This window comes from Candidatus Tisiphia endosymbiont of Ptychoptera albimana, assembly GCF_964026605.1.
Taxonomy (GTDB): domain Bacteria; phylum Pseudomonadota; class Alphaproteobacteria; order Rickettsiales; family Rickettsiaceae; genus Tisiphia.
The window spans coordinates 512,890-532,517 of sequence record NZ_OZ032164.1 but is presented as its reverse complement, the minus strand read 5'-3'; the positions used below and the strand labels follow the sequence as shown (position 1 = coordinate 532,517).

Below are 19,628 nucleotides of genomic sequence, written 5' to 3'. Positions count from 1 at the left end.
GCTCCAAAAGTACATTTATCGAATTAATGATTAGAATATATCATAATATTTAACCCCACTAAGTATTTTATATAATTAAGGTTAATAATAATACAAGGGGCTATAGCTAACCTAAAAATATTTGAGTCATGAAAACGATTTTAACAGATTGACAAATATATTAAATTTAGATATCCTCTAGTCCTTAAATTCTAGTAGGCGAAGAAATATTAAGGACTAGGTTTTAAGGGCTGAAAAAGAGAAATTAGGTGTCAAAATTACGACATCCTTGCTCACGAAAGGGTGGCAGTTCGAATCTGTCATTGTCCACTAATAATATTAAATAATTAAATAAGTAGAATTATGACAAATTGTATTAAAAAATCATTGTTTGTTACAGCTGGTCTTGCTGTAATGGGTTTGGGACTATTTTTGGGTAATCCTAGTAGAGTTGATGCTGCGGTTAAAGAGGGGCAAAAATTTTCAGATTGGGTAGTTAACTGCACCACAGATGCTGAAAAAAAACAGGTCTGTTTTTTAAGTCAAGCAATTAACTCTACTAATAAAGATGGTAAACAACAAGTGTTAGCTGTGTATCAAATAGGTTATTTGGGTAGTGGTAAGGCAAGAAGTTTAAAAATGATACAAGTAGTTCCTGCTGATGTTTCTGTTGCTCCAGGTACGTCAATTATTAGTTCCCAAAAATTAGCTGCTCCAGGTAAGTACGTTACTTGTACAAAAGATTCTTGTCAGGCTGTTGCTGAAATATCAGATAAAGATCTTAAAGATATTTTATCAAAAGATGCTAATCCTAGCGTGGGAATAATGAATTCAGCTGGTCAACAAGTAAATTTTCCACTTTCTACGAAAGGTCTTGAGGAAGGCTTGAAAGCGTTAAAATAAATTAAGTTATAGCTAAACCGAAAAAGTTTTAGCCTAAACACCGTCTATTAGCGAGAAGACCGTAGGTCGACGAAGCAATCTATATGACAAGCTTCATGGATTGACACGCTCACATACGTTCGCTCGCTAATAGACATATATATCTATAATTTTATAAAATGCACTCGCAAAACCGCTTCAAGAATGTATTTCCCTTATATTAAAGCCAATTCGGAATAAAAATTAGTTACTTCTTATAGGTTAGCTCAATGACTATTTGTCCTAATAAATTATCTGAAACAGATAAAGATATACACCAAATTATCAATGGTGAAAAAAGGCGTCAGCACGATTTTATCGAATTGATTGCCTCTGAGAATTTTGTAAGCCTGGCAGTATTGGAAGCACAAGGCTCAATTCTGACCAATAAATACGCTGAAGGATATCCGGGAAAACGCTATTATAATGGTTGTGAAGAGGTTGATAAAGCTGAGTTTTTAGCGATAGAACGAGTAAAAAAACTATTTAATTGTAACTATGCTAACGTTCAGCCTCATTCCGGCTCTCAGGCTAATCAGGCAGTATTTTTAGCCCTATTAAAACCACATGACACCATACTTGGTATGTCGCTAGATACAGGGGGGCATTTGACTCATGGTGCTTCCCCTAACTTGTCTGGTAAATGGTTTAACTCTGTGTCCTATTCGGTGAATAAAGAAACTTTCTTAATTGATTATTCACAAATAGAGCAAATGGCCGTGCAGCATAAACCTAAATTGATTATAGCTGGCTATTCTGCTTATTCACGTCAATTAGATTTTGCTAAATTTAGGGAGATTGCTGATAGAGTAGGGGCGTATTTGCTAGCAGATATTGCTCATATTGCAGGACTTGTTGCTACAAACGAACATCCAAGTCCCTTACCTTATGCTCATGCTGTTACCTCTACTACTCATAAAACTCTGCGTGGCCCACGTGGTGGTCTTATTCTGTCAAATGATGAGGAATTGGGTAAAAAGATAAATTCTGCTTTATTTCCTGGGCTGCAAGGTGGACCGTTAATGCATATTATTGCAGCAAAAGCAGTAGGCTTTTTGGAAGCCTTAACACCAGATTATCATCTTTATATAAAACAGGTTATGAGTAATGCAAAAGCTCTCGCTAACAGTTTGATGGCAAGAGGCTATGATATTCTAACTAATGGTACTGATAATCATATAGTATTAGTGGACCTACGAAAATATGGTATAACTGGTAAGATGGCCGCAGATTCACTTGAAAGAGCAGGGATAACCTGTAATAAAAATTCTATACCTTTTGATACAACTTCACCGTTCATCACTTCTGGTATTAGGCTCGGTACTCCTGCATGCACCACTAGAGGTTTCAAAGAAAAGGAGTTTATAGAAGTTGGCGAGATGATTTGCAACGTATTAGATGGGTTGAAAGCTACGCAAGATAACAGTGATTGTGAGCAAGAAACTCGCAAGCAAGTTAAAAAATTAGTAGATAATTTCCCGATTTATATGCAAACTATCAAACCTGCGAAAGCAGGTATCTTAGATTCCCACCTATGTGGAAATGACAACTTATAACCCCCATGGCAATTTAAAAATTGCAGAAAAGTACAATATACTCAGGTAGAACTTCGTCTACCAACTCTTCATTTACGAGCAGTATACATCTATTAGCGAGACCACGTAAGTGTAATGGCAATCCCCACAAAATGGCTTCTCGCTAATAGACTCTAGGCTATTTTCCTTATGATTTTTAGATGCCATGCGTAAGGGTAAGTCAATTTAACAGGAACTGAAAGTGTTATGCAATAATTTTTATAATCTTCTTGACAAGCTATAGAAAGTCGCTATTATCCGTTTACAACGGTTTTAAAAAGGTAAAAATTATGACTTTTAAAGAGTTACTAGAAAAAATAAAAAATAATACGCTTAGTAGCGGTCTTCTTGACTTAAGGGAATATGATATAAAAGATGAAGAAGTTAAAAAATTAGGTGAAGTCCTTAAGTATAATGATAAAGTTTGGTATGTTGATTTAGCAAATAAACATAATAATATCAGCAATGAGGCATTTGAAAGTTTTGCAGAAAATATTAAGCTTAACGGAAGACCTATTGAGGTTGAATGTAATAACAAAGCCTGGAATTACTTATTTATGTTTATTAAACAGATTAACATTAAAAAGACCTCTAATTTAGACCAAAAAGCAAAAGATGAATGGTTTACAAGCATGGTAGTAGCAGGTCATAGTCATGACAGTATAGTTGAATATTTACTTAAACATACCGATGAGACCTATTCGTTTTCAATTAATGGACCTATTCAAGGACGGACTATTACTCACTATTATATGAATAGACCGGATATTCAAAAATTGTTATTTGCTCATGGATATATTCCGCGCGAATTACCTGCTAATCATTATCATGATCTACAAGATATTATTCATGCTACTCAATCTGTACATAACAGTACAGTAGTAAGAGCAACAAACTCCTACATCAAGGATTTGTTAGAACAATTGAAAGCTTCTGATGAACAATTAGATCAAGCTGCAAAGCAAACTATAACAAGAATAGCAGACTTGTCAAATATTACAAGCAAACCAGAATATACCCCTTTTCTGTTGCCCAATTTACCTGAAGATAGGAAAAAGGATATTTTTCATAAAATACCAGAAGAAGATAAACTAAATTATCTACAAGATAACAAGCAAGCTATGCAAGCAATAATAGCAAAAGCGGTCGATGTCTTAAAGAATCTTTATGTAAAAACTGATGTTGATGGTAAATATGACGGAACTTATGCTAATTATAGTTATTGTTATGATTACCTGCATGGGAAGAATCTACAGTTACCTAAAGCAATAGCAGCTGTTATGCTACTCATTGATGATAGTGATCCTAATGAGCAAGAAATACAAGAATTATATGTTAGCTCTATATCTAAATATTTAACTATAGAGACAGATGAGTCAAAAATTTTAAGTATTCTAACTAGAATTAAACAACTACTTAATAAAGATGAACTAACAATAGAAGAACTTAAAAGTCAAGAGGCATGCCATAATTTACTTACTAACTGTAATGCTACTCAGCAGCAAATAAAAGACTTGTTTCAAGATTTAAACCACTGTTCTGTAGAAGAGGTATGGAAGGTAAATAAAATGTCGGAGTTGGCTATGCAATTATATATAGCTGCGACAACGTATGGTCCTAATGACTCTGCTTGTAATCAAGGAACCTTAACTCAAGTAATCCATACTTTACCAAAGGTTAGCTCTCAATTTATAAATAACTTTGCATTACGGGAAGCTGAGACAAAAGAGGAGATTACTGAGAATAATATTGGAGACTTTATTCAACACATTGTTGATAAGTTAATAGTAAAATGTGAAAAAAAAGGTCTATCCAAGGAGCTTTTAGAATTTATAGCGTGTGAGATGGATATGGATTTTAGTAAAACCACACATGCGCAACAAAAAGTATTTGCTGAAATTAATAAGTTATTTTTGGACAATATTAGGAACTATCTACCTGAATATGCTGACCGTAGCCCTTTAGCGACAGAATACCAAATTATAATTAATGCACTACGACAAACCGAATATGCGAAAGATTATGCTAGTCAGCATAGTGCCGAGCAATTAACTGAACAAGACAAACAATTTATTGTGGATATGAAACATCAACAAGAAGAACAAGCAACAAAATTGCAAAAACAACAAGTTCAGGTAGCACTTGAGGATCTGTTAGATGCTTTGGAACTGTCAGAGACATGCTCTAAATATTTTGATGATCCCATGGCAGCATACAAAAGCTTACTGGGAGAGTATAGTAGTATAGATTTTGACTTTGAATAGGCATGTAATTCTTAATAATCGATCTCAACGTCATTATGAGGAACTACTTATATAATCTCAATTTCGGATTAATAGACTTGCTGCATAAATCAAAGATAGTTGAGGGATTTTTAGGAGAAACGAAGCCGGCTACCTTCGCGTACACAGACGTACGTGAGGAGCGGAGGCGAGTTTCGACGACAAAATCACCAACTAGATTGACTTATGCAGTAAGTCTAATGAAATTAATCCAAAACTGAGGTTTATAGTAGTGACTAAGCAATCCATTTCTAATCACTTTTAAGGATTGCTTAGTTGCTTCGCCTACTTGCAATGATGCCTTTTTTACATCTCCTTAATTTTTGCAATAATATTTTCTAGGATATTTGAAGGAGTAAGACCAAAATATGAGTATACATCTTCAGAACAACTAGATAGACCAAATTGGTCGACTCCAAAAAACAGTCCGTTTTCTCCAATGATTCGATGCCAGCCAAAGCTACTTGCAGCTTCTATAGCCACTTTCAATTTGGCATTGGATAGGATATTTTGGGTATAGCTACGAGGCTGTTTAAAAAATAACTCAAAACATAATATTGAAATAACATTTACACTAAATCCATTTTTGCTTAGTATATCTTTTACCTCTAAGGCAATTGATAATTCAGAACCTGTAGCAAAGATAGCAACATCTACTGTTTGTTGATCATTCCCTGACAATATATAACCACCTTTAGAGCATAAATCTTGTGAACTAATGTGGCTAACTATTTGATTTTCCCTATTTTGAATCTTAATAATTTGAGGGACAGCTTGTCTTGTTAAAGCAAGAATAGAAGGACCTTGTTTATTAGATAGTGCAATTCGCCAGGACTCGGCTGTTTCTATATAGTCTGCAGGGCGTAGTACCATCATATTTGGTAAGCTTCGGAGGGATGCTAGATGTTCAACTGGTTGGTGAGTAGGACCGTCTTCTCCTACACCGATTGAATCATGAGTCATTATATAGATTACTTGTTGCTGCATAATAGCAGAAAGTCGCATACTTGGCTTCATATAATCAGAAAAGGCTAGAAAAGTAGCACCTACAGGCAAAAATCCTGATAATGACAGTCCGTTCATGATAGAACCCATAGCATTCTCACGAACACCATAATGGATGTAGTTGCCGCTAAAATCATCTTTACTGATTACTTTACTATGATTATTTTTGATATTATTGGATAATGATAAATCAGCTGACCCAAAAATAATTTTATCAGATAGTTTGCTTAATTCTTCTACAATTCTACCGGATGAACTACGGGTTGCTTCATCTTTTACCGGGATAGGTATATTATCAAGAAAAGAACAATCGATATTAGGTCTAGCAAAATACGCTTTTTGTTCTTGACTTATATCAACAAAGTTTTCCTGCCAATTATTATAACTCACTTGATTTCTTAGCCAAGCGATGCCCCATATATCTTTTAATTCTTTTGGTAGGTCAAATTCTTCATCCTTAAAACCTAAATTTTCTTTTAGCAATTTAACTTCATCTTTGCCAAGGGGCGAACCATGGGCTGCATTTGAATTTACCTTGTTAATAGAACCTTTGGCAATTAAAGTACGACAGGCAATGAAGTAGGGTTTATCAGAATTTTTTGCCCTAGTTAAGCTGGCATTAATTTGCTCAAAATCATGCCCATCTATAGATTCGGTAATCCAACCCATGGCAGTAAATTTAAGCAAATGGTCTTCAGATACAGTAAGGTTGGTAGAGCCATCGATGGAAATTTTATTATCATCAAATAAAACTATTAGGTTATTAAGGCATAAATGCCCAGCTAAAGAAGCAGCCTCATAGCTGATACCTTCCATTAGGCATCCATCTCCAATTATACAGTAAATTTTATGATCACTAAGATTTTTGCCCAATTTTTGTTGATATTTTTTTTGACCAATAGCCATACCCACTGAAGTGGCAAATCCCTGGCCTAAAGGTCCTGTAGTAGCTTCAATAGCTTCATATGCTCCATATTCTGGATGTCCAGGAGTTTTTGAATGTAATTTGCGAAATTGTTTTAAATCTTCTAAGTGAAAATTTTTATAATTTGTTAAATAATAAAAACTATAAAGTAACATAGATCCATGCCCAGCTGATAGAACTAGGCGATCACGGTCAAACCAAGTTGGATCATTAGGATTGAATTTAAGAAAATCAAACACTAAAACTGTCATCACATCTGCCATGCCAAGTACCATACCTGGATGGCCTGACTTGGCATGTTCTATGCTATCACTTGCTAAAACTCTAATACAGTCACTTAGTTTACAATATTCTTCTGAATATTTTGGTATTTTATTAAACTTCATTATGATAAATATCGCTTTTATGTTAAAAGATATATACTTTTCTAGTTTTAAGAATTGGAATATATTGATAAAAATTTTTTATGAATCTACATCAAAATAGATATTATGACAACAAAACTATTATCCGTTTTCTCGTGGTTTACTACTTTATTTCATCAATTACGGTTATCAATCAGTTCAATAAATTTTTACCAAGATGTTTATAGATCATATACAGGGTATGGAATTAAATACATATTTACTGTATCTTTTATATCATCATTGATTTTCTGTCTTTTTATATTTAATTATTTGTTGGCTTTGACGGATTATTTTACTGAAAACCGCTCTACAAAAAGCACCACAACTATTGAATATATATTAAAACAGTTACCGGAAATCTATTATGATGGTAGTAAAATTTTAGTTGATCAAGATGAAGCTATATATTTACTCGATGAAAATGGTAATAAAATTGCTGTTATAGACTCAAAGAATCAACTACCTTATAGCGAGAAAATTAAAGTTCCTATCCTCTTTAGTAGCAATAATATAACCCTTACTACGATTGAAATAACTGATAAAAAAAAGAGTGCATTTAGTATTGGATATTCTAAATTATTTACTTCTGATCAAAAGATTCTAACTGAAGAAGTCATTAAAAAGCATTTTTCTAGGATTCTTACACAAGCACCGAAGGTATTTATTTACATTTTAATGCCGATAATGATAGTCTTTCGTTTTGTAACAATTTTATTCGAAAAAAGCTTTATTATCATATTAGTATATCTGTTAACTAATTATTTTGGTCCTAAATCCTCTTGGCAAACATGCACTAGGATAGTATTATTTTCAAGTGGAGTGCCCATTTTATTACAACCTATTATCGTTATATTTTTACCAGAATTGAGTGGCATGGTATTTTTTATACAGATGTTTGCCTATTTTTTACTCTTTTTGGGGATGTTACAAATACGAAGTAAATAGGGAAGGGGGGTGATATAGCTCCTTGCAATAGACTTACTGCATAAGTCAATCTAGTTGGTGATTTTGTCGTCGAAACTCGCCTCCTCTCCTCACGTACGTCTGTGTACGCGAAGGTAGCCGGCTTCGTTTCTCCTAAAAATCCCTCAACTATCTTTGATTTATGCAGCAAGTCTAATGACTAAAAAGAATTCTTAACTTGCATAATGTAGGTTTATTGTATATACTTGTTTATACAGTAACAATATTAATGATATTATGCAAACTCAAATCCAAAAATGGGGAAATAGCTTGGGAATTAGAATTCCTAAACATCTAGCTGATAAGTTACATTTTCAACAAGGTACATTTGTTAATTTAGAAACAGCTGATAACTATTTGATTATCAGTACAGAAACATCAGAATTAGATATATTATTGGATAATATTACAGATTCTAACTGTCATCATGAAATATTAAATGATGACATTGCTGTAGGCAATGAATCGTGGTAACATTCATACCTGAAAGAGGTGATGTAGTTTGGCTTAATTTTGAACCTCAAAAAGGCAAAGAGATTCAAAAAACACGACCAGCGGTAGTTCTTACTCCTTATAAATATAACCTTAAGAGTGGTCTTGCTCTATTTGTACCTATCACTAGTCAAATTAAGGGCTATCCTTTTGAAGTGATAATAAACTTTGAACAAATAAAGGGAGCAGTATTATGCGATCAAGTACGATCTATGGATTGGAAAGCCCGTACAGCAACTAAAATTCTTACATTAGACAAAATACTCATAAATGTTATATTATCAAAATTAAGACTATTATTGTAGTTATACATTGCTATGAAACGAATATATAAACTTTACTCTCAAAAAGTAAAAGTTGCTTTGAGAATATTGCTTAAAACTATCCTATATGGGATTATAGCCATTAGGCTAATTTATAAACTTCTCTTAGGATCAGTTTCCGGCATTATTCAAGTTTGTTCCATTATTTTAAATAAGTTTAATAAGTTTTTTTCTTTTCCACAAGTAGTATTTTGTAGAAATACGATAATAAAATTACTATCTGGATACTTAGCTTTATATACTGTTGCTTTCGGTAGATATCAATTTTCTGTTCTAGCTTTAGATAATAAGGTAACTAGACTAGTTACCTTATCTGAAGGAAAAGATCCTAAATTTGCTTTCGAAAGAATTCCTTCTTTACAAAAAGAAACTGTTCCTGTTGAACCTATACTCTTTCAACCATTAAGTGTATGGAAATCATTTGATCCAAAATATAATCAAGTGAATATTGAGATTTTCAAGGAGTTAAGATTTTTGATTGCCAATAAAAAGCAAAATTTAAAAGATCTAGATCTAAGTGGTATTATTTTATTTGGTACAGGAAAGAATAAATATGATACTGATTTTAGTAAGTCTTATTTTCATAACATAAAATTTTTCAACGCCAATCTTTCATTAAATAATTTCCAAAAAAGTGAATTTTCTAACGTAGATTTTTGGGGAGCAAAGTTGCTAGGATGTGATTTTGCCCTTTCTAGATTTACTAATGAAACTGAATTAGAATCTGCTGATTTTTCAGGAAGTAATTTGTGTGGAGTAGAATTTACTGATGCTTCTTATAGTACTGCAATTTTTAATAATACAAATTTGATAGGAGTTGATTTATCTAAAATGTTAGTTTTTCATCATACTCATCAGTTTAATTTACAAGGGGCATATTATAACTCTAAACCTTTGACGGCAATGAGTGGTTTACAACTGGAATTGATTAATAGACTAAACTCCTCTTGTTCTCGATATATGTTTTCTAGAGGATTCCCTGCTACAAAATTTCCTGAAAACTTTAACCCTAAAGAACACGGTATGATTGATATTTTTGAAATCCCTGATGATAAGATAAAAGAATTTTTAGAATCATATTATTAACAGAGTGATTTAAAAGTTGTAGCATCATTGCGAGGACTCACTTTACGGCATCCTCGCAATGACATGTCTAGTAAGTAAAAAATATAGGATTGTTTATTTGACCCAGGATAGTATGCAAAGACTAGCAAAAGCGATTAGTAATGCAGGGATATGTTCAAGACGTGATGCAGAACTGCTTATTAAAAATAATCAAGTAAAAGTAAATGGTGTTATTATTGATTCACCAGCAACCAATGTTGATGAAACTAGTATTATTGAGGTATCAGGAAAACTAATAAATCAACAACAGATTCCGCGTTTATGGGCATATTACAAACCTGTTGGACTCATTACTTCGCATAAAGATACAAGTGGTCGAGAAACAGTATTTGCCAGTCTTGCAAAGTTGAGCCTGCCTAGAGTAATCTCAATAGGGCGATTGGATATCAATAGTGAAGGGCTATTATTACTAACCAATAATGGTGATTTAGCAAGAAAGTTTGAGCTACCATCAAGTAAAATAGAACGTGTATATAAAGTCAGAGCATATGGTAACCCAAATCTTTTGCTAAAAAATTATAAAAATATAGAAATTGATCAAATACGTTATGATCCTAAATCAATTAAATTAATAAAATTAGGCAGAACAAATTGTTGGTTTGAAGTAGTTTTGACTGAAGGAAAAAATCGTGAAATTAGGAAGATATTTGAACATTTTGGCTTGACTGTTAACCGGTTAATTAGAATTAGCTATGGAGATTTTTTATTAGGTAATTTGCAACCAAATCAGTATAAAGAACAGCCATTCGAAAAATTTAAGAAATTTTTATGATTAGAATTATAGCAGGCAAACATAAAAATCGGATCATACCTACCTTAAAAAACTCTAACTATCGTCCTTCCACAGGGAAAATCCGAGAGGCGATTTTTAGTATACTAACTTCAGGAGAATTCATTGATTGTAGGTTATTTAACAATGAATCTAAAGTTCTCGATTTATTTGCCGGCACTGGTAGTCTAGCTTTTGAGAGCTGTTCTAGAGGTGCTGGAGCAGTTACATTAGTTGATATAAATGCTAATTATTTACAGGCAGCAAAAGAGTTTGCTAGTAAAATAGGTAAGCTGGATAAAATGACTTTCTTAAATATCAATGCTATAGCTTTGCCAAAATGTAAAAACAGCTTTGATTTAATTTTTATTGATCCACCATACGGTCATAATCTTGTATCGAAGGCAGTTAATGCTTTAAAAAAAGGTCAATGGTTAAAAGATGGTAGCATTATTGTAGTCGAACTTGCTAAAAATGAAGATTTTAGCAATGATTCTTTACAGCTAATTAAAGAAAAAATATACGGTGATAGTAAATTGCTTATCTTAAAATACATAAATGTTCTATAATATATATTATGGAAAATAAACCTTTTGTAAATTTTAAAAAAAATCACTTGATTTGTTATATATAAGCAGCAGAAGTCTTATATGCAGGTCATGTCATATCCATCTAGCAGCAGAGAGGAAATATTGCTACTTGAAAAACCTGCTAAATACAACTACAAAATTGGCGGAACTATCACTATAAAACGTGGAGCAACAGAAATCATGGCAGTATATAACTATTTAGCGTCTAATAATAAATATTCAAGCCATCAAGGTTCACTTAAATTAAAATTATCGTTTTAGGCTCAACTATTAAACCAAACTCAGATTATATATACTGCTCGTAAATGAAGAGTTGGTAGACGATAGTATAACTTCAAGAAGAGCTAGGCAGTAGCAAAGTCGAGCAGCGTAGCGTACATGAGGTAACTAGGCAGCTTCGATCTTTGGTCGCGGGAACGCCAATTCTTGAAGTTCTACCTGAGTATATTAGACTTGCTGCATAAATCAAAGATAGTTGAGGGATTTTTAGGAGAAACGAAGTCGAGTACCGCAGCGTACACAGGCGTACGTGAGGAGCGGAGGCGAGTTTCGACGACAAAATCACCAACTAGATTGACTTATGCAGTAAGTCTATTATCATTCGAGTATATCCACATCCACCTCTTCCTCAGGGCTATCAGCAATCAATGCGGTAGAAACTACTTTTTCTCCTTGTTCGGTTTTGAATAATATTACACCACTAGTATTACGACCAGTTATACGTACAGATTCAAGTTTACACCTAATTAGTTTGCCATTATTAGTAATTAACATCAACTCATCAGACATATCAACCGGCATTACTCCAACAACTAATCCAGTTTTATCAGACACATCCATATTAACAATACCACTACCACCACGGTTAGTAATCCTATATTCGTATGCGGAACTTCTTTTTCCAAAACCATTTTCACTAACAGTAAGAATAAATTCCTCAGAAAGTGCCATTTCTAGAATCTGTTCTTTAGTTAAATTTACGCCATATTCTTCCGGAGTAAATTCTTTACCATCAGCTATTAACAACCTTTCTTCTATAGGAATTGATCGGTATGCTTCTCTTTCATCCATGGTGCATGATATGCCTTTTAATATAGTCATAGAAATAACGTAGTCACTAGCAGCAATCCTCATACCTCTTACACCATCAGAAGTACGGCTTTTAAATACCCTAACTGAACTAGCTGGGAATCTTATAGCTTTACCAGCTTTGGTTGCCAGTAAAACATGGTCTTCATCCTTACAAACTTTAACATCTATTAAATGGTCATTATCATCAAGCCTAATAGCAATTTTACCATTTGATTGAATACGTTTAAAGTCTGATAAATCATTCCTTCTAATGTTACCTTGGCTTGTAGCAAAAATAATATTCAAATTATCCCACTCATCCTGATTTTCAGGCAATGGCATAATATTATTTATACGTTCTCCTTCTTTTAAAGGTAAAATGTTGACTATTGGTCTTCCTTTACTCTGAGGATTACCAAGTGGCAGTTTATATAATTTTAAGCTGTATACCTGCCCGGTATTTGAGAAAAACAACATCGGTGTGTGAGTACTGCCAACAAATATTTGAGTGGTAATATCTTCATCCCTCATTGACAGCCCTGCTCTCCCCTTTCCTCCTCGTTTCTGTGCTCTATAGGTAGCAAGAGGTACACGTTTAATATAACCGCCCAATGTCACGGTCACAACCATTTCTTCTCTTTGGATAAGATCCTCAATATCTTGATCAAAGTCACCTAATTCAATGCTAGTAAGGCGGGGAGTAGCGAATTCATCTTTGATTCTAATTAACTCATTTTTTAGGATATCTAGAAGTTTCTCACGTGATGCTAGAATGTCAGTATACCCCCTAATCTCCGTAGCTAGTTCTGCAAGATCATTTTCTAATTTATTTTTCTCCATAGCAGTTAAACGTTGCAATCGCATTTCAAGAATTGCTTTTGTTTGTGTTTCAGTAAAATAACATTTACCATCATCTGCTATCATTGCTCTATCATCAACAAGTTTTACTAGATCTATTATAGATGACGCATCCCAAGTTCTTTGCATTAGTTGCTCTTTAGCACTTGCCGGATCATTTGAAGATTTAATTATTCTAATAACCTCATCAATACTACTAACAGCAATCATTAGTCCCAATAAAATATGTGCCTTATCACGAGCCTTATTTAACAAATATATCGTCCTGCGAGTTATTACTATTTCTCTAAAATTGACAAAAGCAGCTATCACTTCTTTTAAGTTCATAACTTCTGGTAGCCCATCTCTTAGAGCTAACATAATCACACCAAAACTAGTTTGCAGCTGAGTATAGGAATATATTTGATTTAGCACCACTTCTGCTACAACATCTTTCTTTATTTCAATTACTACTCGAATACCATCTTTATTTGATTCATCTCTAAGATCACTGATACCTTCAATACGTTTTTCCTTGACCAGTTCGGCAATTTTCTCAACCAATTTAGCTTTATTAACCATATATGGTATTTCTGTAATAATAATAGCCTGTCTATTATTAGCAATCTCTTCAATTTCGCTACGTCCTCTAGTTAGAATACTACCCCTACCTGTTAAATAAGCTGACCTAATACCGCTTGTACCAAGTACGATACCAGCAGTAGGAAAGTCAGGGCCTTTAACTACTGACATAAGTTCTAATATTTCTACATCATTATTATCAACATATAGGCAACAAGCATCTATTATTTCTCCAAGATTATGAGGTGGAATATTGGTAGCCATGCCAACAGCAATACCATTAGTTCCGTTCACCAAGAGATTGGGAAACATTGATGGTAGTACCAATGGTTCTTTTTCAGAACCATCATAATTTGGCGTAAAATCAATGGTTTCTTTATCAATATCTTCAAGCAATGTATGAGCAACTTTAGCAAGTCTTGACTCTGTATACCTCATAGCAGCGGCAGCATCACCATCTCTTGAACCAAAATTACCCTGCCCATCAACGAGCGGTAATCTTAAAGAGAAATCCTGTGCCATTCTCACTAATGAGTCATAAATTGCAGCGTCGCCATGCGGATGGTATTTACCCATCACATCACCGACAGTTCTTGCTGACTTACGATAAGGTTTGTTAAAGTAATTAGATGCTTCATACATTGCATAAAGGATTCTGCGATGCACTGGCTTCAGACCATCACGTACATCTGGAATGGCTCTACTGACGATTACACTCATGGCATAATCTAAGTAAGAGCCTTTCATCTCATCTTCAATGCTAATAGATATTAAGTTTTGACGATCTAAATTAGTCACAGTTAGAACCTACATTTATTAAAGTAATATTAGAATAGTTTAAGTATATTACATATTCAGAAAAAAATCTATTGCTGAATGAGCGTAGACTAGCTGGAAAAGCTATTTTTTTCCAAGTGTAGCTATAACCCGAAGAACAGATTCCCCAGTTGAGGAAAAAAAGGAATTAAATAGATAGGGACAAGTTTAAAAGCTCGAGACGTCATTGCGAGGAGGCATGAGCCGACAAGCAATCCATTTTTAATCACTTTTGGATTGCTTCGTCGGCTCATGCCTCCTCGCAATGACGCCATTTTACTATGGTTAGCTATACATAACATCTTTTTTTAGATTGCCTGAATTTCAAATAAATCGGCAGGCTAAATAATGTTAAAATTCTTATAACATAGTAATAACGGTAATCACATGCCATGGTAGCAAAAAATAGTACTATTGAAAAAACAATAGATATTGCTACGATATATGCCAAAATAACTTTCTCGGGACTATTAGATTGTTTATTTGTTAGAATAGATATTAAATACACAAATATTAATATAAAACTAATAAGATTTATTGTTAAAATCTTTGGATATAATTTTAAATATTTAATTGTCCAATTTTTTAAGTAATTCTTTTTAATATCCATACCATGTTTTTGAGCTTCGTTAAGTTCAATAAAGGCGTAATGATGGAATCCCCAGTTTTTCATTAACATAACAAAATTCATTGTACGATGTTTAAGAAAATCTAGTGGATAGAGAGTAATGGCTTGTTTATAAGCAAATTCCATTTCTTGTAACTTTATAGGATCTGCTGTAGAGGCATAAATCCTAGTATCACCAAAAATTAATGGATCAACCCATCTAGGAGTGTAATGAACTTTAAGCTTCTCAAAACTATATAAATCTAGGTCTTCTTTAACATATTTTGGCACTAAATTATCATTATTGATAGCAACACTTACTCCAGCAATATCAAATAATTGACGTAATTGCTCTGCATGACTTTCAGTGGAAAAATGCTTAGTAAGTTTAGCATTACCATATATTATTAATAGCGAAATTATGCAGGTTAGTATTATTCTTATTAACAAGCTAGTTTTAAGATAAATTGACAATACAAACAAAATCAAAATTGGAGCTATAAATTGTGCTTGAAATTTAACACCAACAACATAAAAAACAATTAATAGTAATCCTGTAATCACCCAAAGAGAGGCAGGGTTTTGACGGTAAGTATGAAAAATACAAGTAGCTACTACAAAGAAACTACCAAAGGTAAAAGCTACATCTTTCCAAATTGTTCCAGATTGGGATAATATATTAGGTAGAAATGGTATTAATAAGTAAAGCCATCTGTATTTATTCTGTGAATCAGCATAGAAAAGCAGCAATACTCCACCCCACAACAGTCCTAAATTAAGCAAGAGCATCGTCTGCGGACCTTGGTAAATATAATGAAACAAGGACCATACCATTGACATTAACGGTGGGTGATGTGAAAAATAGTTTTTATTGATACTCTGCCCATATTGATCAAAACTATCAAACGACATACCCCCAGGATAGGCAGAGGCAAAATGTAAAGACATTAAGAATAAACACAAAATGACAGGGTAATATTTACGCAAAAACTCTGTACAGCAATTCATGTTCACAATTTATTCTGATATTCCAGCCAGTTTTGGATTAAAATTAAAAATTTTAATCCAAAACTGAGGTTTCAAATATGATGGTCTATAAGCCGGATTTTGTATAAATAATATTTCTATTATCTACTGCAGTTATTTATCTAGGATAAATATTACCATTTATCTCAAGCGATCCACCCACATTACTTCTAGTCAGAGATGCCTAGGAACAGGTAAGTTCTGTAATGCCTATTTGATCTTGCTCTTGGTGGGGTTTACCATGCGTAGCTTGTTACCAACCTACCGGTATGCTCTTACCACACCATTTCACCCTTACCAAAATTTGATAACAAAGTTTGGCGGTATATTTTCTGCGGCACTTTCCCTAAAAGATTACTCTTCCGCTGGACGTTAACCAGCACCATATCTCTGTAGAGTCCGGACTTTCCTCGTAAATTCTAGTATAGATTTTTACGCAACTGCACGACCATCGAGATGATTATGTTTTAATATAATTGTCTCGTCAATGATTTTTTTTACTAGAACACTTAGTGCTAGCTAAAAACATGTTATTAATAATCTTTTCAAGATAATAATAGTTAAATTTATGGTAGTGAGTATAAAATTTGCCGCTGAATTACGGGATAAATTATATGGATTAAATCTTTCTGACCCAAAACATCTACAATTTTACCAAGAAATGGTATTTATTTTTATTAAAGGTAATGAAAATGAAATATTACAAGTATATAAAGACATTAAGGGATACAACACTATAGGGATAGGCTTTAACATGGATAATCCAAGAGCAAAAATTGTGTGGCAGACAATATTCCAAGGTTCTTTATCATTTGACAAAGTTTATAATGGCGATAAAGCTATTACAATACAACAATCTCGAATGATATATGATCGTAAGAGTGCTGTTAATCGCCTAGAGCTAAAAAATATTTATGGCAAGTCTTGGGATAAGTTAAAACCTAACGAGATGTCGATGATTGAGGATATGTATTGGAATGGTGGTAATAAGCTAGTAGGTAAATATACCAAGTTTTTTAAACATATGATCCTTTATACTGAAAGTTCTAGATTAAAATATCTTATACAAGGATTAATCGAGGTAAGAGAAAATTCTAATAAAGAGAGAATTAGGGGTATTCAAAATCGTAGAAATGTACAAAGTGAAATAGGTGACTCGTCCAAATGCCCTACCCTGTTGTCATATAGTGAATATTTCCATGATTTTTTTCACCGCCACCTCTTGTAAAATAAACGAGAAGACATTATATCAAAACTTATCAAGTTGATTTATTAAATTGGGATTAGGAGTGTATATGGCAAAGATCATAGGTATAGATTTAGGAACAACAAATTCTTGCGTCGCGGTAATGGAAGGAAAAGAACCAAGAGTTATAGCAAATGCTGAAGGAGTTAGGACTACTCCTTCAATGGTAGGATTTGGTAATGACGGTGAAAAATTAATTGGCGATCCAGCAAAACGTCAAGCTGTAACCAATCCACAAAATACTTTATATGGTATTAAAAGATTGATAGGTAGAGGTTTCTCTGATCCTATGGTAAAAAAAGACCAAGATCTTGTACCATACAAGATAGTAAAAGCTGCTAATAACGATGCTTGGGTTGAAGTTAAAGGAGAAAAATATTCTCCTAGTCAGATTAGTGCTTATATTCTACAAAAAATGAAAGAAACAGCCGAGAATTATCTTGGCGAGAAGGTAACACAAGCAGTCATTACTGTACCGGCATATTTTAATGATGCACAACGTCAAGCAACCAAAGATGCTGGTAAAATTGCTGGTTTGGAAGTATTAAGGATAATCAATGAACCAACAGCAGCCGCTTTAGCATATGGTTTTGATAAAGCTGAGAGCAAAATAATTGCAGTTTATGATCTTGGTGGTGGTACGTTCGATGTATCAATTTTAGAAATAGGTAATGGTGTATTTGAAGTTAAATCTACCAACGGTAATACTTTCCTTGGCGGAGAAGATTTTGATTCGAGAATTCTAGATTATTTAATTGATGAGTTTAAGAAAGAAAGTGGTATGGATTTACGCAAAGATCCTTTAGCTTTACAACGTCTGAAGGAAGCTGCGGAAAAAGCTAAAAAAGAATTATCCTCTGTAGCTCAAACTGATGTTAATTTGCCATATATTACGGCTGATAGCTCGGGTCCTAAGCATTTAAATATAAAATTTACTAGGGCGAAATTAGAATCCTTAGTGGCAACGTTAATTGATGATACAATAGAACCATGTAAGAAAGCTTTAAAAGATGCTGGGCTAAAAGCTTCGGATATTCAAGAAGTAGTACTTGTTGGTGGTATGACTAGAATGCCAAAAGTTATTGAGAAAGTAAAGGAATTCTTTGGTCGTGAACCACATAGAGGAGTTAACCCTGATGAAGTCGTGGCTCTAGGTGCTGCTATTCAGGGAGGAGTGTTAAATAAAGAAGTTACTGATATATTATTGCTAGATGTCACCCCTTTATCTTTAGGTATTGAAACTCTTGGTGGGGTATTTACTAGGCTGATTGATCGTAATACTACTATTCCGACTAAAAAGAGTCAGGTATTCTCTACTGCTGATGATAACCAGCATGCTGTAACGATTAGGGTATTCCAAGGTGAACGGGAAATGGCATCTGATAATAAGATACTTGGTCAATTTAATCTTGATGGCATTCCGCCTGCACCACGAGGATTACCGCAAATTGAAGTAACTTTTGATATAGACGTTAATGGTATAGTTCATGTTTCTGCCAAGGATAAAGCTAGTGGTAAGGAACAAAAAGTAACTATTCAAGCTTCTGGAGGTCTTAGTGATACAGAAATTGAACAAATGGTAAAAGATGCAGAAAAAAACGCTGAGGATGATAAAAAGCGTCGTGAATTAATTGAGGCTAGAAATAGTGCTGATAGCTTAATTTATTCAACTGAAAAAACTCTAAAAGAACACGATAGTAAAATATCAGCTAGTGATAAACAAGAAGTAGAAAATAGCATAACAGAGTTAAAAGCAGCTTTAGAGTCAGATAATCTTGAAGAAATTAAAGCAAAAACTGATGCTCTTATGGCTAGTAGTATGAAAATAGGAGAAGCTATGTATAAATCTCCGTCAGGCGACGATAATAATGCGGAATCTGAAGCAAGTAATGACGATAAAGTAGTTGATGCTAATTACGAGGATGTAAGCAATAAGTAATTACTAATGAATGTAGATTGCTTCGTCGCCGCTAAAGTGACTCCTCGCAATGACGATGGGTGAAAATACTTCCGTCATTGCAAGGCTCTTTAGATGCCGTGGTGATCCAGGTAAACAGCGAAGCTGTTTTTTTAGAGTAAAGCTTCGTG

Annotated in this window: 18 protein-coding genes and 1 other RNA gene; 14 read left to right on the top strand and 5 right to left on the bottom strand. The window is 33.7% G+C overall.

Translation table 11 applies throughout. The annotated features are described in order from the left end of the window. The first annotated feature begins 342 nt into the window (after positions 1 to 342). The 4 genes from AAGD36_RS02550 (at position 343) to AAGD36_RS02535 (ending at position 4,977) form a co-directional block, all read left to right on the top strand. Positions 343 to 882 carry an invasion associated locus B family protein gene (locus AAGD36_RS02550; protein ID WP_341755816.1) on the top strand — a complete coding sequence of 180 codons (540 nt, stop codon included), beginning with the start codon at positions 343 to 345 and terminating at the stop codon, positions 880 to 882. A 248-nt stretch (positions 883 to 1,130) separates the two neighbouring features. After that, on the top strand, positions 1,131 to 2,456 hold the full coding sequence (glyA, locus tag AAGD36_RS02545; protein ID WP_341755815.1) for a serine hydroxymethyltransferase: 1,326 nt from the start codon (positions 1,131 to 1,133) through the stop codon (positions 2,454 to 2,456). A gap of 308 nt (positions 2,457 to 2,764) precedes the next feature. Further along, entirely contained in the window at positions 2,765 to 4,738 is a 1,974-nt protein-coding gene (locus AAGD36_RS02540) for a hypothetical protein (RefSeq protein ID WP_341755814.1), read from the top strand. A gap of 77 nt (positions 4,739 to 4,815) precedes the next feature. Then, entirely contained in the window at positions 4,816 to 4,977 is a 162-nt protein-coding gene (locus AAGD36_RS02535) for a hypothetical protein (RefSeq protein WP_341755813.1), read from the top strand. Between the two features lie 85 nt (positions 4,978 to 5,062). Here the strand turns inward: AAGD36_RS02535 and tkt are convergent, their stop codons facing one another. Then, a complete protein-coding gene (gene tkt, locus AAGD36_RS02530; RefSeq protein ID WP_341755812.1) occupies positions 5,063 to 7,072 on the bottom strand; it encodes a transketolase in 2,010 nt (669 codons plus the stop codon). Positions 7,073 to 7,177: 105 nt separating this feature from the next. On the opposite strand from tkt, the gene AAGD36_RS02525 reads away from it, so the two are divergent. Next, the gene (locus AAGD36_RS02525) at positions 7,178 to 8,038 is read left to right on the top strand and encodes a DUF1189 family protein (RefSeq protein ID WP_341755811.1); all 861 of its coding nucleotides are present in this window, start codon (positions 7,178 to 7,180) and stop codon (positions 8,036 to 8,038) included. On the opposite strand, the gene AAGD36_RS02520 is transcribed toward AAGD36_RS02525, so the two are convergent. After that, on the bottom strand, positions 7,977 to 8,207 hold the full coding sequence (locus AAGD36_RS02520; protein ID WP_341755810.1) for a hypothetical protein: 231 nt from the start codon (positions 8,205 to 8,207) through the stop codon (positions 7,977 to 7,979). The genes AAGD36_RS02525 and AAGD36_RS02520 overlap by 62 nt on opposite strands. Before the next feature lie 86 nt (positions 8,208 to 8,293). Between AAGD36_RS02520 and AAGD36_RS02515 the strand changes: the two genes are divergently transcribed. From AAGD36_RS02515 to AAGD36_RS02485, 7 genes are all read left to right on the top strand, one after another. Further along, positions 8,294 to 8,530: an AbrB/MazE/SpoVT family DNA-binding domain-containing protein gene (locus tag AAGD36_RS02515; RefSeq protein ID WP_341747556.1), complete on the top strand. Its 237-nt coding sequence runs from the start codon at positions 8,294 to 8,296 to the stop codon at positions 8,528 to 8,530. Next, a complete protein-coding gene (mazF, locus tag AAGD36_RS02510) occupies positions 8,524 to 8,853 on the top strand; it encodes an endoribonuclease MazF (protein ID WP_341755809.1) in 330 nt (109 codons plus the stop codon). The genes AAGD36_RS02515 and mazF overlap by 7 nt, the downstream gene beginning before the upstream one ends. Positions 8,854 to 8,865: 12 nt before the next feature. Further along, complete coding sequence (locus AAGD36_RS02505; protein ID WP_341755808.1) at positions 8,866 to 9,957, top strand: pentapeptide repeat-containing protein; 1,092 nt, start codon at positions 8,866 to 8,868, stop codon at positions 9,955 to 9,957. A 112-nt stretch (positions 9,958 to 10,069) separates the two neighbouring features. Further along, complete coding sequence (locus tag AAGD36_RS02500) at positions 10,070 to 10,768, top strand: pseudouridine synthase (RefSeq protein ID WP_341755807.1); 699 nt, start codon at positions 10,070 to 10,072, stop codon at positions 10,766 to 10,768. Beyond that, positions 10,765 to 11,334: a 16S rRNA (guanine(966)-N(2))-methyltransferase RsmD gene (rsmD, locus tag AAGD36_RS02495; RefSeq protein ID WP_341755806.1), complete on the top strand. Its 570-nt coding sequence runs from the start codon at positions 10,765 to 10,767 to the stop codon at positions 11,332 to 11,334. Before AAGD36_RS02500 ends, rsmD begins: the two co-directional genes overlap by 4 nt. A gap of 90 nt (positions 11,335 to 11,424) precedes the next feature. Then, positions 11,425 to 11,616 carry a hypothetical protein gene (locus tag AAGD36_RS02490; RefSeq protein WP_341755805.1) on the top strand — a complete coding sequence of 64 codons (192 nt, stop codon included), beginning with the start codon at positions 11,425 to 11,427 and terminating at the stop codon, positions 11,614 to 11,616. A gap of 192 nt (positions 11,617 to 11,808) precedes the next feature. Beyond that, the gene (locus AAGD36_RS02485; protein WP_341755804.1) at positions 11,809 to 12,045 is read left to right on the top strand and encodes a hypothetical protein; all 237 of its coding nucleotides are present in this window, start codon (positions 11,809 to 11,811) and stop codon (positions 12,043 to 12,045) included. Here AAGD36_RS02485 and gyrA read toward each other — a convergent pair. The 3 genes from gyrA to rnpB all read right to left on the bottom strand — a co-directional run bounded on the left by gyrA (position 11,953) and on the right by rnpB (position 16,750). After that, on the bottom strand, positions 11,953 to 14,592 hold the full coding sequence (gene gyrA / locus AAGD36_RS02480; protein WP_410521248.1) for a DNA topoisomerase (ATP-hydrolyzing) subunit A: 2,640 nt from the start codon (positions 14,590 to 14,592) through the stop codon (positions 11,953 to 11,955). The genes AAGD36_RS02485 and gyrA overlap by 93 nt on opposite strands. Positions 14,593 to 14,950: 358 nt before the next feature. Next, complete coding sequence (locus tag AAGD36_RS02475) at positions 14,951 to 16,216, bottom strand: hypothetical protein (RefSeq protein ID WP_341755802.1); 1,266 nt, start codon at positions 16,214 to 16,216, stop codon at positions 14,951 to 14,953. Positions 16,217 to 16,348: 132 nt separating this feature from the next. Then, positions 16,349 to 16,750: RNase P RNA component class A (rnpB, locus tag AAGD36_RS02470), an RNA gene on the bottom strand. Between the two features lie 112 nt (positions 16,751 to 16,862). On the opposite strand from rnpB, the gene AAGD36_RS02465 reads away from it, so the two are divergent. Both AAGD36_RS02465 and dnaK read left to right on the top strand, forming a co-directional pair. Further along, complete coding sequence (locus AAGD36_RS02465; RefSeq protein ID WP_341755801.1) at positions 16,863 to 17,522, top strand: hypothetical protein; 660 nt, start codon at positions 16,863 to 16,865, stop codon at positions 17,520 to 17,522. A 67-nt stretch (positions 17,523 to 17,589) separates the two neighbouring features. After that, complete coding sequence (gene dnaK / locus AAGD36_RS02460) at positions 17,590 to 19,479, top strand: molecular chaperone DnaK (RefSeq protein ID WP_341755800.1); 1,890 nt, start codon at positions 17,590 to 17,592, stop codon at positions 19,477 to 19,479. The last annotated feature ends 149 nt before the right edge of the window (positions 19,480 to 19,628 follow it).

Bases quoted from the DNA above. Each gene is read 5' to 3' on its own strand.
- AAGD36_RS02540 (WP_341755814.1), top strand. From the start codon at position 2,765: ATGACTTTTAAAGAGTTACTAGAAAAAATAAAAAATAATACGCTTAGT.
- AAGD36_RS02475 (WP_341755802.1), bottom strand. From the start codon at position 16,216: ATGTCTTTACATTTTGCCTCTGCCTATCCTGGGGGTATGTCGTTTGAT.
- AAGD36_RS02515 (WP_341747556.1), top strand. From the start codon at position 8,294: ATGCAAACTCAAATCCAAAAATGGGGAAATAGCTTGGGAATTAGAATT.
- gyrA (WP_410521248.1), bottom strand. From the start codon at position 14,592: ATGAAAGGCTCTTACTTAGATTATGCCATGAGTGTAATCGTCAGTAGA.
- rsmD (WP_341755806.1), top strand. From the start codon at position 10,765: ATGATTAGAATTATAGCAGGCAAACATAAAAATCGGATCATACCTACC.
- glyA (WP_341755815.1), top strand. From the start codon at position 1,131: ATGACTATTTGTCCTAATAAATTATCTGAAACAGATAAAGATATACAC.
- AAGD36_RS02465 (WP_341755801.1), top strand. From the start codon at position 16,863: ATGGTAGTGAGTATAAAATTTGCCGCTGAATTACGGGATAAATTATAT.
- dnaK (WP_341755800.1), top strand. From the start codon at position 17,590: ATGGCAAAGATCATAGGTATAGATTTAGGAACAACAAATTCTTGCGTC.
- AAGD36_RS02550 (WP_341755816.1), top strand. From the start codon at position 343: ATGACAAATTGTATTAAAAAATCATTGTTTGTTACAGCTGGTCTTGCT.
- AAGD36_RS02505 (WP_341755808.1), top strand. From the start codon at position 8,866: ATGAAACGAATATATAAACTTTACTCTCAAAAAGTAAAAGTTGCTTTG.
- tkt (WP_341755812.1), bottom strand. From the start codon at position 7,072: ATGAAGTTTAATAAAATACCAAAATATTCAGAAGAATATTGTAAACTA.
- AAGD36_RS02500 (WP_341755807.1), top strand. From the start codon at position 10,070: ATGCAAAGACTAGCAAAAGCGATTAGTAATGCAGGGATATGTTCAAGA.
- AAGD36_RS02490 (WP_341755805.1), top strand. From the start codon at position 11,425: ATGTCATATCCATCTAGCAGCAGAGAGGAAATATTGCTACTTGAAAAA.
- AAGD36_RS02525 (WP_341755811.1), top strand. From the start codon at position 7,178: ATGACAACAAAACTATTATCCGTTTTCTCGTGGTTTACTACTTTATTT.